A 14,589-nucleotide genomic window follows, 5' to 3' on the forward strand; every position below is an offset into this window, starting at 1 on the left:
GAGGCTCCCCGGCGGAGTCGGGCCATCCATGGCCCGATCCGCCGCCGCAGGCCGTCCATGGCCTGCTGTCCGCCTCCCCCGGCCCGGGCGCCGCGTCGGTGATTCACTTTCGAATGCTTGGTAGCCGGTTCCTCCGAAGCCCATCAACGCGAGAGCGGGAGACGTGCCGGGGGTGTTGCGCAGAGCAGGCCATGGATGGCCTGCGGCCCTGACTCCGGCCATGGATGGCCGGACGGAAGGGCGGAGCAATGCGCCCGGCGCGGCTCACGCCCCGCACTGCAGGCCGAAGGCGCTCTTGAAGAACCCACCCCAGGAGCGGCTATTCGTCGTCGCTGCCCCGGGGCGACGGTGCGAATTCCCCGCCACGGATGGAGCGCCAATCGGCGGCTGGCATCGGCGCGTCCGCCTGTTGGCGATCAACGCGCGAACTTGGTCGACAGCACCAGCGAGGACGTGGTGCGCTCGACGCCGTCGAGCGCGCCGATCCGGTCGGTCAGCACGTCCATCTCGCCGATGGTGGGTACCGCGGCCGCGGCCACCAGGTCCCACGGGCCGCTCACCGACTGCACGCTGCGCACCCCCGACATTCCGTGCAGCGCCTCCACCACCGAGGGCATCCGCTTGGGAAACACCGTGATCATGATCAGCGCGCGGACCCGCTCGCGCTCGTAGTCCTCGTTGAGCCGCACCGTGTAGCCCGCGATGACTCCCTGCCGCTCCAGCCGCTCCAGCCGGCTCTGCACCGTGGTCCGCGACAGCTGCAGCCGGCGCGCCAGCTCGGCGGTGGGCGCGCGGGCGTGCTCGCGCAGCAGCGACAGCAGGGCCTCGTCGGCATCGGTGAGCTTCATTGCGACCTCGTTTCGTCGATCTGCCGATTTCTACATGAATTTCGAGCAGATCGCACCTGTTAATCGACGAAAGCATCGCGATAATAGGGTTTGCCTGCCGCAAACGTGGCGCCGGCCCCATTCCGCAACCGGAGGACCGCATGTCCGTGATCGACACCCTCGCCCCGCTCCGCGCCCGCAAGGGCGAGCGCCGCACCAGCGGCCTGGACGACGCCACCATCGCCAGGTTCGCCGCCGCGCACCCCGAGCTGGTCGCCGCGATCGACGCCGCCGCCGCGGAGTTCTCGCGCCTCGGGGACGATTTCGCCGGGCTGCTCGACCTCGACGAGGCGGCCCAGGTCCAGGCCGCGCAGGCCGACTTCGTCAACTTCTACCCGCAGGACGGGGTGAACCCGTACGTCGCCCTGGCCGCACGCGGCCCCTGGATCGTCACCCTCAAGGGCGCGGTGCTCTACGACACCGGCGGCTACGGCATGCTCGGCTTCGGTCACGCCCCCGAGACGGTGCTCGAAGCGATGGCCAGGCCGCAGGCGATGGCCAACATCATGACTCCCAGCCTGTCGCAGCTGCGGCTGGCGCGCGCGCTGCGCGCCGAGATCGGCCACTCGCGCCCGGGCGGCGACTGTCCCTTCGCCGCCTTCATGTGCCTCAACTCCGGCTCCGAGGCGGTCGGCCTGGCCGCGCGCATCGCCGACACCAACGCCCGGGCGATGACCGACGAGGGCGGCCGGCACGCCGGCCGGGCGATCAAGCGCCTGGTGGTCAAGGGCAGCTTCCACGGCCGCACCGACCGTCCCGCGCTCTATTCCGATTCCACCCGCAAGACCTACATGCAGTACCTCGCCAGCTACCGCGGCGAGGACAGCGTGATCGCCATCGAGCCCTACGACATCGACGCGCTGAAGCAGGCCTTCGCCGACGCCGAGGCCAACGGCTGGTTCATCGAGGCGATGTTCCTCGAGCCGGTGATGGGCGAAGGCGATCCCGGCCGCCGCGTGCCGGTGGCGTTCTACGCCGCCGCGCGGGAACTTACCGCCGCGCACGGCGCGCTGCTGCTGGTCGACTCGATCCAGGCCGGCCTGCGCGCCACCGGCGCGCTGTCGATCGTCGACTATCCCGGCTTCGAAGCACAGGACGCACCCGACCTGGAGACCTACTCCAAGGCGCTCAACGCCGGCCAGTACCCGCTGTCGGTACTGGCGCTCGGCGAGCGCGCCGCCGCCATATACCGACGCGGCACCTACGGCAACACCATGACCGCCAATCCGCGCGCGGCCGACGTCGCCTGCGCGGTGCTCGGCGCGATCACCCCGGCGCTGCGCGCCAACGTGCGCGAGCGCGGCCGCCAGGCGCTGGAGAAGCTGGAGGCGTTGAAGGCCGAGCTGGGCGGGCTGATCACCAAGGTCCAGGGCACCGGCCTGCTGTTCTCCTGCGAGCTGGCGAAGGACTTCAAGGGGTACGGCGCCGGTTCGAGCGAGGAGTGGCTGCGCGAACACGGCCTGGGCGTGATCCACGGCGGCGAGAACTCGCTGCGCTTCACCCCGCGCTTCGACATGCGCGAGGACGAACTGGACCTGCTGGTGGCGATGGTGCGGCGGGTGCTGCTGGAAGGCCCGCGTCAGCGGCAGGCCGAAGCCGCCTGAGGATCGCCGGCCCGGGCGATCGCATCGCGCAGCACGCGCTGCGCGGCGCGGGTGTCGCCCCAGCCGTGCAGCGCCACGGGCTCGCCGCTTTCCGGCAGGTCCTTGTAGACCCGGAAGAAGGCTTCGATCCGCCGGCGCTCCATCGCCGGCAGTTCGTCGAGCGCACGGACATCGGTCCAGGCCGGGTCGATGCCGTCCAGCGGCACGCCGACCAGCTTCTCGTCGGTCTCGCCACCGTCGACCATGCGCAGCACGCCCAGCGGGCGGAAGCGGAGCAGCACCCCGGGATGCAGCGGCGCGCGGGTCAGCACCAGCGCGTCGAGCGGATCGCAGTCCCCGGCCAGGGTGCCGGGTAGCGATCCGTAATTGGCCGGATAGGCCACCGGCATCGACAGGAACCGGTCCACGAACACAAGCCCGTCGGCACCGATCTCGTACTTGATCGCGCCGCCGGCGGGGATCTCGACCACCAGCAGCGCCTCGGCCGGAGCCTGCGCCGGCTGCGCGAGCGCGTAGGGGTGGCGGATGCCGGCCCCTGCGTCGACGGGGCCGCTACCGGCGAGCGTCTGCCCTGCCGCCGCAACTGCCGCGAGCGCCAGCGTGGCCAGGCGGCGCGCCGGCGGGCGGTGTCCGGGGGACGTCATTCCCAGCACCGGTCGGTGCGGCCCTTCAGGGTCGCCGCGCGCGGGCAGTCGCGCTGGCCGATCCGGTCCCCCGTGTGTTCCTCGATCCGGCGCGCGCCGCCGGCCGCGCGGTGCAGCGAGAACGCGTCGTACAGGCGCCCGGTGGCGGTACGCGCTTCGTAGTGCAGCGCGTCGCCGTCGATGCGCAGCACCTGGAACAGCTGGGTGTCCTCGGCCACCGGCGCCATGGTGTCGCGCGCCGCGTCCGACAGCCGGTACTGCTTGGCGCCGGCCACGCTGACCACGTACTGCGGGGTGGCCTGCCCTGCGCGCAGGCCGCCGCGCCGGCCGTAGACATGGTCGTGCCCCTGCAGCACCAGGTCGACGCGGCGCCGCTCCAGCACCGGCAGCAGGTGCTCGCGCAGCAGCGCGTTGTCCCGATCCTGGCGCGGCGAGAACATCGGCTGGTGGATCAGCGCGATGGTCCAGCGCGACGCGGCGCCGGCCAGCACCCCGTCCAACCACGCCGCCTGCGCCCGCGCCGTGCCCATGTCCAGCGCCGAGGTGCCGTCCAGCACCACCACCCGGACATCCTGGAAGTCGAACCACCAGGTGGTCTGCTCCGCCCCGGGCGCGCCGTTGCCCGGCAGCGCGAACGTCGCCGGCCAGTGCGCGCCCAGCACGCGGCGCTCGCGCGGAGTGTCCTCGAACTGCTCGAAATGCTCGTGGTTGCCGGCGGCCGGCGCCACCATCAGCAGGGAGCGCAGCGCGGCGGTGGCATCGAACCACTCGCCCCACTCGTCGTCGTCCTCGCCGTCGCCGCCGCTGACCAGGTCGCCGGCGTACAGCGCCAGCCGCGCATCGGGCGCGTGCCGCAGCGCCTCCAGGGACACCCGGGTGGTCAGGCTGGCGTTCTTGTTCTGGGTGTCGCCGAAGTACAGCAGCGTGAGCGGCGCGTCGGCCGCAGCCGCGGTGCGCAGCTGCCGCCACGGGCTCCAGGTGCCGCCGCCCTGCACGCGCCAGGCGTACAGCGTATCGGCCTCCAGTCCGGCGACGTCGGCGCGATGGTGATGCGCGGCGCCGTTCTCGGTCGTGAGCGCCCGCGTGGTCGCGCGGATGCGTCGCGGCGCGCCCATGTCGGGTGAATCGCCGGCCTCGACGATCTCGAGCCATGGCGTGTCGACGGTCGCACCGGTCCGCCAGGCCACCGCGAAGCCGCTGGAGGGATCCTCGGCCGGCGTGGCGACGATGCGGTCGGGAAAGCCGCTCGGCGCATAGCGCACCGCGCCGGCGGGAACCAGCGTGTTCGGCTCCGGCGCGCGCCGAGGCTCGGCCTCCCGCGCCGGTGCCGGGGCCGGGAGCAGCAACGCCACGAGCAGGCCCGCGGCGCAGATCGCGCCGCGGCGCATCGGCCGCACCCGACCGGCTGCGGCGCCGTTCACCTGGCTTCGCATGCGGGCAGCGACAGCGCCGATGCGACGTCGCGCAGGTCGAACGCGGCCACCGCCTGGTCGTCGTCGACGGCGTAGAACACGCCCTGAGGGAAGCGCGCGTCGCCACTCTGGTCCAGCCAGACCCCATCGGTGTTGGCGGTGCGCTCGCCGGCGAAAGCGCCCAGATGCCCGAGCGACACCCGGTCGAACAGGTGGAACACGGTGCGGTCCTTGAACTGGTCGCTGACGATCCAGTAGCCCGTGCCGCCCGCGCACCGCGCCAGCGCCATGCCCTCGGCCTGGGCGCGGAACACCCCGGCGCCGACGTCGCGGCCGCGGTAGCGCCCGTCGAGCCCGTACTCGCGCAGGCGGGTGCCGGAGGCGACGTCCTCCTCGGCCAGCAGCAGGCGGTCGTGCTCCGGGTCGCCGAACAGCGATTCGGCGATCCGGATCGCGCCTGCCGGGTCGGTGGCGCCGAAGGTGCCCAGCAGCCGCGCGTGCCAGTCCGTGCCGCCGCCGGTCACCCGGTAGCGCTTGAAGCGGCGGTCGAGCTCGGCCAGCGGCGGCGGCACGTCCTCGTCCTGCGGCGACATGTAGTTGTCGCTGACCAGCACCTCGTAGCCGTCCTCGAGCGGGCGCACCCAGAGCCCGTACGGCTGCACCAGCTCCTGCTCGCCGAAGGTCGCCAGCGGCGTGAAGTCCGGCAGCCGCAGCAGCTGTACGCGGCGGTTGTCGCGCTCCACCACCCACAGAAGATCGTCGACGACGGCGATGCCGTTGGGGCGATCGAACTGCCCGGGCCCTGCGCCCGGGCCGCCCACGGTACGCAGCAGGCGGCCGTCGTCGCCGGCGTACACCAGCAGGCGATGGGTGTCCTTGGCGGTGGCGATCAACCAGCGGGTGCCGTCAGGCGCGCGCCAGGCCGTTGGCGAGTCGACGTTCTCCCGCGGCAGGGCCCCGGTCACGAATGTCTCGGCCACCACCACGTGAGGCACCCGTGCCTCGCTCAGCAGCGGGTCCTGTTCGAAGACCTCGTCCGGTTCGTGATCGGTGGGCGTTGGCGTGGCGCACCCGCCGAGCGCGAACGCGGCGAGCAGCAATGGGGCAAACGGCTTCATGGATCTTCCCGGGACTGGATTCGGAATGTTGGCTGTTTACGACACCAATGTGTCGGTGTCGTGTCACCGACGCCGCTTTGCGACAGCCATGTTGCGCAATCGCGTAGCGCACGTGTCCCTGCGACAGCTGTCGCGGAACGGTCATTTGTTCGCCATGTGACCGGCGTACAACGTGCCGCCAACGTCCGCTCTCCGGAAATCTGCCTGATGAAACGCCACCCGCGCGCCTCGAGCCTGTCCCGGGCGCTCGCCCTCGCCCTGCTGCCGGCGATCGCGCCGGTGGCGCTGGCCCAGGACGCCGCACCGGACGGCAGCATCGCAGGCGATCCGAAGCAGCTCGACACGATCGTGGTGCAGGGCGAGATCGCCTATCGCAACCGCACCGACGATACCGCACCGGTGCTGTCCTACGACCTCGAGTACTTCCAGCGCTTCGAACCGAACACCGTCGGCGACATGGTCAAGCGCGTGCCGGGCGCCGCCTTCGTCGGCTCCGACATCATGGAATTCGATGGAGTGCAGCTGCGCGGCCTGGGCGGCGGCTACACCCAGGTGCTGATCAACGGCAAGAAGGTGCCGGGCGCGGGCGACGACCGCTCGTTCTGGGTGGATCGCATCCCGGCGGAAATGGTCGATCGCATCGAGGTGCTGCGCAGCAACAGCGCCAACCGCTCTGGCGACGCCGTGGCCGGCGCGATCAACATCGTCCTGCGCGACGCCTACGAGTTCGACGGCAGCTATCTGCGCCTGGGCGTCAACCGCGCGTTCGACGGCGAGGTGAACCCGACCTTCGGCGCCGTGACCAGCACCGAGGCCCTGGGCGGCCGCATCCTTGCGGGCATCAACGTGCAGGACCGCTATCGCGCCAAGAACAAGCGCTCGGACCGCTTCAGCGACCCGTCGATGGAAGAACTGGTGAGCTGGGAAGACCAGGTCGAAGTGAAGGACGGCCGCGACTACTCCGGCAACCTCTCCTACACCGCCGATGTCGGCGAAACCGGCCGCCTCAGCCTCGACGGCTTCTACGTCAAGACCGACCGCGACGTGACCGAAGTCTCCTTCGAGGAAGAGTACGACGACGACGACGTGATCACCGCCGACGTGCCCGGCATGGCCACCGTCGACCAGGCCAACTGGGGCCTGGGCCTGGAATACAGGTTCGACATGGCCGGCGGCACCACCGAACTCGACGTCGACCACGCCCGCTTCACCGACGAGAGCTGGGAAAGCGAGGAAGAGCACGTCTACGAGAACGGCGAATGGGACGGATCCGAGGGCGAAGCCGAATACATCGACGCCAGGGACGCCGAGACCAGCTTCAAGTTGGCGCACCGGCGCGCCGTCGGCGCCACGGCCGAAATGGAGCTCGGCATCGACTACCGCCGGAAGAAGCGCGACTTCGCCTTCACCACCTACGAGTGGGAAGCCGGCGACGAAGGCGACGCCGTGGCCTATGCGCTGGACGGCACCGTCGCCAGCGTGATCGAGGAAAAGCGCCTGGATCCGTACATCCAGTTCAGCGGCGAGGCCGGGGTCCTGGCCTGGGAGGCCGGCCTGCGCTACGAAACCACCAGGTCCGATATCCGCTACGAAGAGGACGGTGACGAACGGGACGGCGCCGCCAGCAAGGACTACGACGAGCTGCTGCCGTCCGCGCACCTGCGCTGGAACCTGACCGATGCCGACCGCATCAGCCTGTCGCTGGCCAGGAGCATCAAGCGACCGAACTTCAACGAGCTGATCCCGGCCCTGCTGGATGGCGAATTCGGCGACAACGACTACATCGGCAACCCGCAGCTGGCCCCGGAAACCGCCAACGGCGTCGACCTGGGCTGGGAGCACCGCCTCGGCCGCAACGGGGTGGTCGGCATCAACTTCTTCTACCGCGACGTCAAGGACCTGATCGAAGTAGTCAATACCGGCGCGCCGAGCCGGGAAATGCTCGATACCTGGGAGGACATGGTCGACGACGGCGAAGCGGCCAGCATCGAGGAGGCGATGATCGCCGAACCGGCGGACAGCTGGGTGTTCACCTCGGCCAACGTCGGCGACGGCAGCGTCTATGGCGTCGAGTTCGACCTGTCGACCCCGCTGAACATGTTCGGCCTGGACGACACCGGCGTGTTCCTGAACTACTCGTGGGTCGAGTCCGAAGTCGACGACTTCCTGGGCGAGCGCCGCTTCAACAACCAGGCCAGGTCGGTCTACAACGTCGGCTTCATCCAGGACCTGCCGGCGCTGGCCGCCAGCTTCGGCATCTCCTACCGCATGCAGGGCGATGCGCACGAACGCATCCTGGGCGAAGAGGTGACCGTCGAGTACGGCGGGGACCTGGAAGCCTTCGTCGAGAAGCGTTTCGGCAAGAGCGTGGCGGTGCGCCTGTCGGCCGCCAACCTGCTGGATGCGTCGAAGGACGAGTTCTTCCACAAGTTCGACACCCTGGGCGACCAGGTCGACCGCGACTACGACGAATACGAGCTGGAGTCCGAAGAGGCGGGCCCGAGCTATCAGCTGGTCATGCGCTGGGCGTTCTGAGCGCGCGCCATCAAGGCATCGGAGAAGCCGGCGCGAGCCGGCTTCTTCTTTGTGGGGCGGCCGGGTTTGATGCAGACTTCCCGCACGCTCCCCGCCCCGGCCCGCCATGAAGATCGTCGAAGTCCGTCATCCGCTGGTCCAGCACAAGCTGGGTCTGATGCGCCGCGCCGACAACAGCACCAAGAGTTTCCGCGAGCTGTCGGCGGAGGTCGCCACCCTGCTGACCTACGAAGCCACCGCCGACCTGGAGACCGAGGACGCCGAGGTCGCCGGCTGGGCCGGCCGGGTCCACGTGCGCCGGATCAAGGGCCGCAAGATCACCCTGGTGCCGATCCTGCGCGCCGGCCTGGGCATGCTGCCGGGCGTGCTGGAACTGATCCCGGCCGCCAAGGTGAGCGTGGTCGGGATCAGGCGCGACGAGACCTCGCTGCGGGCGGTGCCGTACTACGAGAACCTGGTCGGCGACATGCAGGACCGCACCGCGCTGATCCTCGACCCGATGCTCGCCACCGGCGGCACCCTGGTGGCCACCGTGGAGATGCTCAAGGCCGCCGGCGCTTCGCGGATCAAGGGTCTGTTCCTGGTGGCGGCGCCGGAGGGCCTGCGCGCGCTGGAGGCCGCGCATCCCGACATCGAGATCTACACCGCCGCGATCGACCGGCGGCTCGACGAGAAGGGCTACATCCTTCCCGGCCTGGGCGACGCCGGCGACAAGATCTTCGGCACCCGCCAGGACTGAGCGCGCCGCCGCCGGGCGGCCCGGTCGCGCGGNCGGTCATCGGCCACCGCGCCCCAGGCCCGTCGACGCCCGCGGAGCCGGCCCCCGCCGGTGCTAGGCCAGGGGCAGTCCCGCCTCCACGTCGACCGCCCGGGTCTCGCCCGGCCAGACTCCGAACAGGTCCACGTGCCTGACGCCGCTGATCCACTGGCCGCGGGGATTGGCCCAGTGGAAGGTCTTCTCCTCGGTCGAGAACATGCCCTTGAACCCCAGCCGCAGGCGGATGCCGGTGGCGTCCAGCGGGATGTCGGAGATCGACGCGGTCAGCCCGCCCGAGATCGTCGCCGTCCTGCGCACCGCACCGCGCGGCGTGTCGTACTGCAGCTCCGCGCTGACGATGTAGGTGCCGCCGTGGTTGTTGCGCAGGATCAGCTGGTAGGCGCCGATGTGGGTGATCCAGCGCGGCAGCAGCAGGCGGCCGTCGAACGAGGCGAACGTGTAGGCGATCGGCACCGGATCCCCGGCGACCTGTCCCGACTCGCTCGGCCACAGATGGCTGTCGACGCTGCGCGAGGAGCGTGCCGACACGAACGAGCCCTTGCCTTCGGCCTTGCCGAGCATCGCATTGACCCCCGAGACCGAACCGGCGAGCGAGAAGGTGTTGTCCGCCGACAGCGAGGCCACGTTGAGACCGCTGCGGGCGTACTGCACGCCGGTCACAACGCCGAAGCCCTGGGCGATCCGGCTGCCGTCGCCCATCCCGGACTCGCGCGCGCGCGCGGCCAGCCAGTCGAACCCGGCATCGAGGGTCCGGTCGGCGTCGCGCAGCATCACCTGCGACGCCAGCGCGCACTGCGACACCATCTCGCCCTGGGTGGAGAACTTCCATTCGACGTTGACGCCGGCCTCGATCCTGGTGCCGGTCTCGGGATCGACGGCACTGCCGTCCAGGTCGATCTTGGTCTCGGTGCGGCTGACGTTGCTGGTCATCATGCTCCAGTCCGAACTCACCCGGCTGGTCGCCAGGGAGGCATCGGTGAGGCCCTCGAGGCGGTCGGCGACCAGGGTGAATTCCCCGGTCATCGGGTCGACCACGCCGACCGCGCCGGGCGCGATCTCGCCGCTGAGCGCCCAGTTGCCCCAGTAGCTCGGCCGCGTCTTGCGGATCATCTGCGTGAACTGCGTGTTCCAGTGGTTCATGGCGGTCGCCGGTTGCGATGCACGTGCATCGCCGGCAACGCTGATCCCGGCGCGGCGCCGGGGGAATCGCTCCGAATGCGTATGCGGCAGCGGCCTGCGGCGCACGGTTCACGGAACCCGCCGCCGGGCGTTCGACAGGTGATGCGCTCCCCGTCCAGTCCACACGCCGATGCGTCCGCCGGGCCCGGCCCGGTCGCGCCCAGGGCGACGGCCCCGCTCCGCGGGCCGCGCGGAGCAAGGTCGCCGGCGCTGACGCCGCGCGAGCGGCAGATCGTGCGGATGCTCGCGATACGGCCCCGCTGCCGCCAGATCGCCGCGGCGCTGGGCATTTCGGCGGACACGGTGCGCAAGCACCGCGCCAACATCGTCGCCAAGCTGGGCGTGGGCAGCACCGCTCAGCTGATCGCGCTGGCGGTGGGCACCCACGCAGCGGTGCCGGTGCCGACCCGACCGGGCATGCGGCCGCTCAGCGCGCGCCAGGCCGAGGTCGCCCGGGAGCTGCGCCGCGGCCAGACCAGCAAGGAGATCGCGCGCCGGCTGGGGCTCAGCCCCCGCACCATCGACAAGCATCGCCAGAACGCGATGCGCAGGGCACGGCTGTCCGGGATGGCCGAGCTGATGCGGCTCGAGGCCTGCGCCGGCGCCGCCCGGCCGCGAACGCTATCGGGCGCGGCGCGAACGGCGCCGGTGACGGGCGACGAGCACCGCGGCGACGAGTAGCAACAGGCCGCCGATCCACGGCGCGTAGCTGCGCAGGCTGCCCTCGCCATCGGCACCCGGAAGCTGCTCGGTCGCGGCTACCGGCGCCGGCGCGGCGGTATCCACCGCCACCCATACGCCATCGCGCAGCGCCACCCGTCCGGCGAGCGCCGGCAGCACGCGCTCGAACCAGCGCACCCGCAGATCCAGCGGCGCGGGCTCGGCCAGGTCGGCCGCGGTGGTGAGCAGGTCTCCCTGCACCCGGAAGGTGGCGGCGAGGTTCTCCGGCAGCGCGTCGGGGTCGGGAGCGAGCGGCCGCCAGATGCCCAGGGCCTCGAGCGCTTCGGGCGCCAGCGGCCTGCCGTCCTCCATCCGCACTTCCGGCTCCCAGCGCTCGCTGGCGATGGGAAATCGTGCGGGATTGCGGTACCGCGCCGGGAACCCCGCCGAATCCACGGGCTCGGCGCTCCACTCGAGCGCGTAGCCGTCCCCGCTGCGCCGCCACTGCGCCATCTCGACCTCGCGGCGCAGCCCGAACCGCTGCGTGCCGACGCCGAACTGCTCGTCCACCAGTGCCTGGCTCGGACGCGGCGCAGGGACCGCGCCGGGCGCCGGCCGCGCCGGCGCCGGGGACGCGACCGCGAGCAGCAGCAGCGCGGGCAGCAGTGCGCGGATCACGGGTGCAGCTCCCTCGCCTGCAGCCGCGGCACCTCGCGGGCGGTGCCGAAGCGGCCGCGCGCGTCGCGGACCGGCTGTGCCAGCGCGATTTCCGGATCGTGGGTATAGAACAGGTGAACGTTGCGCGCGGCCTTGTCTTCCAGGAACGCCTGCTTCTCGTCGATCAGCTGTTCGGGGGCGCGGTCGTAGCCCATGGTGATCGGTACGTGGGTCCATGGGCGCCCCGGCACCAGGTCGGCGCAGAACGCGACCCCGCCGTGCGGACGGCCGTCGACGCGTTCCGGCCCGTGGATCTCGGCCAGCATCATCCCGGGGGTGTGGCCATGGCTGTAGTGGAAGGTGACGGCATCGCCGAGCAGCGAGGAGCGCGCGCCGTCGACGAGCTGGAGCCGCCCGCTCGCCTCCAGCAGCCCCGGCAGCTCGGCAATGAAGCTGGCGCGGTCGCGCGGGTGCGGGTTGCGCGCGCGCTCCCAGTGTTCGCGCCCGACCAGGAACGTGGCGTTGGGGAACAGCAGTTCCGGCGCGGCGCCCTCGCGCCACCCGGCCAGCAGCCCGCCAGCGTGATCGAAGTGCAGGTGCGAGAGCACCACCACGTCGATGTCCTCGTGCGCGCAGCCCGCCTCGGCCAGCGAATCGAGCAGGACGTGGCGGTCCTCGACCACGCCGAAGCGCTCGCGCAGCCTCGGCTCGAAGAACGCCCCGACGCCGGTCTCGAACAGCACGGTCCTGCCGTTGATCGGCCTGGCCAGCAGCGCCCGGCAGGCGAGCGGAATGCGGTTCAGTTCGTCGGGGCTCGCCCACTTGGTCCACATCGCCCGCGGCGCGTTGCCGAACATCGCGCCGCCGTCGAGCTTCTGGGTGTTGCCTTCGATCGACCAGAGTTTCATGGCCCGAGTGTAACGCCGTCGGGGCGAGGGCCCCGCGACGGCCGCGGACCGGGCGCGGGTCCGGGGCGGCGGACGTCGACCGGCGCCGCCGGCCGCCCGCGGCGAGCGCGACTACCGTTCCGCCGAGCGCAGCTCCACTTCCGCCCTGCCCACCGGATTGCGCGGGTCGCTGCCGCCCTCGAGGGTGTTGTCGCGCAGGTCCCAGGCGACGGTCTGCAGGTTGCCCCAGACGTGGCTGGAAGCGCGCCCGCCGGCCCGGCGCTCCACCTCCGCCTCGTCCGGCGCGTCCACCTCGTGGCCCATCTCGCGCAGCGCGCGCACCGTGTCCGCGGCCAGCGCCCCGCTCTCGGCGGAGATCCGGTCCGGCATCCACTGGTGGTGGAAGCGCGGCAGCGCCGCCACGGCCTGCGCGTCCAGGCCCGCGTCGTAGCCGAGCATCCCCAGCAGCACCATGGTGATGATGCGGGTGCCGCCCGGGGTGCCGAGCACGGCGACCCGGTCGTCCGAAACCATGAAGGTGGGGGTCATCGAGCTCAACATGCGCTTGCCCGGTTCGGGGGCGTTGGCCTCGAAGCCCATCACCCCGAATGCGTTCGGGGTGCCGGGCTTGAGCGCGAAGTCGTCCATCTCGTTGTTGAGCAGCACGCCGGTGCCGGGGGCGACCAGGCCGGAGCCATAGAGCAGGTTGACGGTCTGGGTGGCGGCGACGCGATTGCCCGCGGCGTCGATGATCGAGAAGTGGGTGGTTTCCTCGTCCTCCAGCGGAGTCGGCTCACCGGACAGCAGGTCGCTCGGCGTGGCGCGGTGCGGGTGGATGGTGGCGCGCAGCCCGGCCGCGTAGTCGCGGCTGGTGAGGGTGCGGATCGGGATATCGGTGAAGTCTGGATCGCCGAGGTAGAAGGTGCGGTCGCGGAACGCGCGGCGCATCGCCTCGACGGTGAGGTGGGTGCGTTGCACCTGGTCCAGCGACTCCAGGTCCCAGCCGGCCAGGATCTGCAGCATCTGCGCCAACGCCACCCCGCCCGACGACGGCGGCGGCGCGGTCACCACCTCCCAGTCGCGGTAGCGGAACCGGAGCGGATCGCGTTCGACCACCCGGTAGGCGGCCAGCTCCTCCGCGGTCCACTGCCCGCCCTCGGCGTTCACGCCCTCGACCAGCAAGCGCCCGGTCTCGCCGCGATAGAAGCCCTGGTGCCCCTGCGCGGCCAGTCGCTCCAGGGTGCGCGCCAGGTCGGGCTGGCGGAAGATGTCGCCTTCCCGCAGCGGCCTGCCCTGCGGCGCGTACAGCGCGCGGCTGCCCGGGTAGCGCTCCATCACCTCGCGCCGGCGCTCGTAGCCGCGCGCCATGCGCGCGTACACCGGGAACCCCTCGCGGGCGATGCGGATCGCCGGCGCCAGCGTCGCCGCCAGCGGCAGCCGGCCGTATTTCTCCGCCACGTGCACCAGCGCCGCCGGCAGCCCGGGAATGCCCGCCGCCCAAGGCCCGTTGGTGGCGCGGTCGCTGTCGAAGCCGCCGTCGGCGTCCAGGTAGCGCGCCATCGTCGCCGCCGCCGGCGCGGTCTCGCGCGCATCGACGAACACCTCGCGGCCGCTGTCGGCCTGGTGCAACAGGAAGAAGCCGCCGCCACCGAGGCCGGAGCTGATCGGCTCCACCACCGACAGGGTCGAAGAGACCGCCACTGCGGCGTCGAACGCATTGCCGCCCTCGCGCATCACCTGCAGCCCGGCCTCGGTCGCCAGCGCATGCGCGGACGCCACCGCCATCCCCGGGGGGCGTGCCGCATCGGCGCGGTCCGCCGGGATCGCTGGCGCCGGCGCCGGCGCGGCGACTTCCTGGCACGACGCCAGCGCGGGCGCGCACGCCAGGGCAAGCAGCAGGATCGATCGGGAGAGGAAGTTCATGCGGGCTCCTGTGGCTGGTTCGCGCCTGGCGGCGTCTGCCCGGTCAACCGGCCTGCAGCCGGCGCAGCTTCGCCAGCAGCTGGGCTTCGGATTCCGGACGTTCCGGATCGGGGTCGATGCACTCCACCGGGCACACCACCACGCACTGCGGCTCGTCGTGATGGCCGACGCACTCGGTGCAGCGCGCCGGATCGATCAGGTAGATGGTCTCGCCCTGCGAGATCGCCTGGTTGGGGCAGGCCGGCTCGCAGACGTCGCAGTTGACGCAGAGTTCGTTGATCTTCAGCGCCAACGTCGGGATCCCC

13 protein-coding genes are annotated in these 14,589 nt (G+C 71.5%); 4 read left to right on the forward strand and 9 right to left on the reverse strand.

Annotated elements, in window-relative coordinates:
• Window positions 1-416: 416 nt before the first annotated feature.
• A complete protein-coding gene (locus QFW77_RS15065) occupies window positions 417-848 on the reverse strand; it encodes an Lrp/AsnC family transcriptional regulator (RefSeq protein ID WP_180679873.1) in 432 nt (143 codons plus the stop codon).
• A 140-nt stretch (window positions 849-988) separates the two neighbouring features.
• Here QFW77_RS15065 and QFW77_RS15070 point away from each other — a divergent pair, with 140 nt between their 5' ends.
• Window positions 989-2,491 carry an aminotransferase class III-fold pyridoxal phosphate-dependent enzyme gene (locus QFW77_RS15070; protein ID WP_280575609.1) on the forward strand — a complete coding sequence of 501 codons (1,503 nt, stop codon included), beginning with the start codon at window positions 989-991 and terminating at the stop codon, window positions 2,489-2,491.
• Here the strand turns inward: QFW77_RS15070 and QFW77_RS15075 are convergent.
• Genes QFW77_RS15075 through QFW77_RS15085 form a run of 3 tightly spaced genes read right to left on the reverse strand, consistent with a single transcriptional unit; the run spans window position 2,467 to window position 5,665 of the window.
• Complete coding sequence (locus tag QFW77_RS15075) at window positions 2,467-3,135, reverse strand: inorganic diphosphatase (RefSeq protein WP_280575610.1); 669 nt, start codon at window positions 3,133-3,135, stop codon at window positions 2,467-2,469. The two genes, QFW77_RS15070 and QFW77_RS15075, sit on opposite strands and share 25 nt — an antisense overlap.
• Complete coding sequence (locus QFW77_RS15080; protein ID WP_280575790.1) at window positions 3,132-4,523, reverse strand: purple acid phosphatase family protein; 1,392 nt, start codon at window positions 4,521-4,523, stop codon at window positions 3,132-3,134. The genes QFW77_RS15075 and QFW77_RS15080 overlap by 4 nt, the downstream gene beginning before the upstream one ends.
• 29 nt (window positions 4,524-4,552) lie before the next feature.
• On the reverse strand, window positions 4,553-5,665 hold the full coding sequence (locus tag QFW77_RS15085; RefSeq protein WP_280575611.1) for a phytase: 1,113 nt from the start codon (window positions 5,663-5,665) through the stop codon (window positions 4,553-4,555).
• Window positions 5,666-5,872: 207 nt separating this feature from the next.
• Between QFW77_RS15085 and QFW77_RS15090 the strand changes: the two genes are divergently transcribed.
• Together QFW77_RS15090 and upp are read left to right on the forward strand one after the other, a co-directional pair.
• On the forward strand, window positions 5,873-8,200 hold the full coding sequence (locus tag QFW77_RS15090; protein ID WP_280575612.1) for a TonB-dependent receptor plug domain-containing protein: 2,328 nt from the start codon (window positions 5,873-5,875) through the stop codon (window positions 8,198-8,200).
• Between the two features lie 106 nt (window positions 8,201-8,306).
• Window positions 8,307-8,939 carry a uracil phosphoribosyltransferase gene (gene upp, locus QFW77_RS15095; protein ID WP_280575613.1) on the forward strand — a complete coding sequence of 211 codons (633 nt, stop codon included), beginning with the start codon at window positions 8,307-8,309 and terminating at the stop codon, window positions 8,937-8,939.
• A 93-nt stretch (window positions 8,940-9,032) separates the two neighbouring features.
• Here the strand turns inward: upp and QFW77_RS15100 are convergent, their stop codons facing one another.
• On the reverse strand, window positions 9,033-10,118 hold the full coding sequence (locus QFW77_RS15100) for a hypothetical protein (RefSeq protein ID WP_280575614.1): 1,086 nt from the start codon (window positions 10,116-10,118) through the stop codon (window positions 9,033-9,035).
• Window positions 10,119-10,259: 141 nt separating this feature from the next.
• On the opposite strand from QFW77_RS15100, the gene QFW77_RS15105 reads away from it, so the two are divergent.
• A complete protein-coding gene (locus QFW77_RS15105) occupies window positions 10,260-10,838 on the forward strand; it encodes a LuxR C-terminal-related transcriptional regulator (protein WP_280575615.1) in 579 nt (192 codons plus the stop codon).
• Here QFW77_RS15105 and QFW77_RS15110 read toward each other — a convergent pair.
• The 4 genes from QFW77_RS15110 to QFW77_RS15125 all read right to left on the reverse strand — a co-directional run bounded on the left by QFW77_RS15110 (window position 10,779) and on the right by QFW77_RS15125 (window position 14,576).
• A complete protein-coding gene (locus QFW77_RS15110) occupies window positions 10,779-11,495 on the reverse strand; it encodes a hypothetical protein (protein WP_280575616.1) in 717 nt (238 codons plus the stop codon). The two genes, QFW77_RS15105 and QFW77_RS15110, sit on opposite strands and share 60 nt — an antisense overlap.
• Complete coding sequence (locus tag QFW77_RS15115; protein ID WP_280575617.1) at window positions 11,492-12,382, reverse strand: MBL fold metallo-hydrolase; 891 nt, start codon at window positions 12,380-12,382, stop codon at window positions 11,492-11,494. Before QFW77_RS15115 ends, QFW77_RS15110 begins: the two co-directional genes overlap by 4 nt.
• 111 nt (window positions 12,383-12,493) lie before the next feature.
• Window positions 12,494-14,284: a gamma-glutamyltransferase gene (ggt, locus tag QFW77_RS15120; protein WP_280575618.1), complete on the reverse strand. Its 1,791-nt coding sequence runs from the start codon at window positions 14,282-14,284 to the stop codon at window positions 12,494-12,496.
• A gap of 43 nt (window positions 14,285-14,327) precedes the next feature.
• On the reverse strand, window positions 14,328-14,576 hold the full coding sequence (locus QFW77_RS15125) for a YfhL family 4Fe-4S dicluster ferredoxin (protein WP_280575619.1): 249 nt from the start codon (window positions 14,574-14,576) through the stop codon (window positions 14,328-14,330).
• Window positions 14,577-14,589 lie beyond the last annotated feature (13 nt).

This window comes from Luteimonas endophytica, assembly GCF_029887875.1.
GTDB classification, from domain to species: domain Bacteria; phylum Pseudomonadota; class Gammaproteobacteria; order Xanthomonadales; family Xanthomonadaceae; genus Luteimonas; species Luteimonas endophytica.

What these genes read in the sequence shown, in the direction of transcription:
- QFW77_RS15065 (WP_180679873.1), bottom strand. Translation starts at nt 848, where the DNA reads ATGAAGCTCACCGATGCCGACGAGGCCCTGCTGTCGCTGCTGCGCGAG.
- QFW77_RS15070 (WP_280575609.1), top strand. Translation starts at nt 989, where the DNA reads ATGTCCGTGATCGACACCCTCGCCCCGCTCCGCGCCCGCAAGGGCGAG.
- QFW77_RS15075 (WP_280575610.1), bottom strand. Translation starts at nt 3,135, where the DNA reads ATGACGTCCCCCGGACACCGCCCGCCGGCGCGCCGCCTGGCCACGCTG.
- QFW77_RS15080 (WP_280575790.1), bottom strand. Translation starts at nt 4,523, where the DNA reads ATGCGCCGCGGCGCGATCTGCGCCGCGGGCCTGCTCGTGGCGTTGCTG.
- QFW77_RS15085 (WP_280575611.1), bottom strand. Translation starts at nt 5,665, where the DNA reads ATGAAGCCGTTTGCCCCATTGCTGCTCGCCGCGTTCGCGCTCGGCGGG.
- QFW77_RS15090 (WP_280575612.1), top strand. Translation starts at nt 5,873, where the DNA reads ATGAAACGCCACCCGCGCGCCTCGAGCCTGTCCCGGGCGCTCGCCCTC.
- upp (WP_280575613.1), top strand. Translation starts at nt 8,307, where the DNA reads ATGAAGATCGTCGAAGTCCGTCATCCGCTGGTCCAGCACAAGCTGGGT.
- QFW77_RS15100 (WP_280575614.1), bottom strand. Translation starts at nt 10,118, where the DNA reads ATGAACCACTGGAACACGCAGTTCACGCAGATGATCCGCAAGACGCGG.
- QFW77_RS15105 (WP_280575615.1), top strand. Translation starts at nt 10,260, where the DNA reads ATGCGCTCCCCGTCCAGTCCACACGCCGATGCGTCCGCCGGGCCCGGC.
- QFW77_RS15115 (WP_280575617.1), bottom strand. Translation starts at nt 12,382, where the DNA reads ATGAAACTCTGGTCGATCGAAGGCAACACCCAGAAGCTCGACGGCGGC.
- ggt (WP_280575618.1), bottom strand. Translation starts at nt 14,284, where the DNA reads ATGAACTTCCTCTCCCGATCGATCCTGCTGCTTGCCCTGGCGTGCGCG.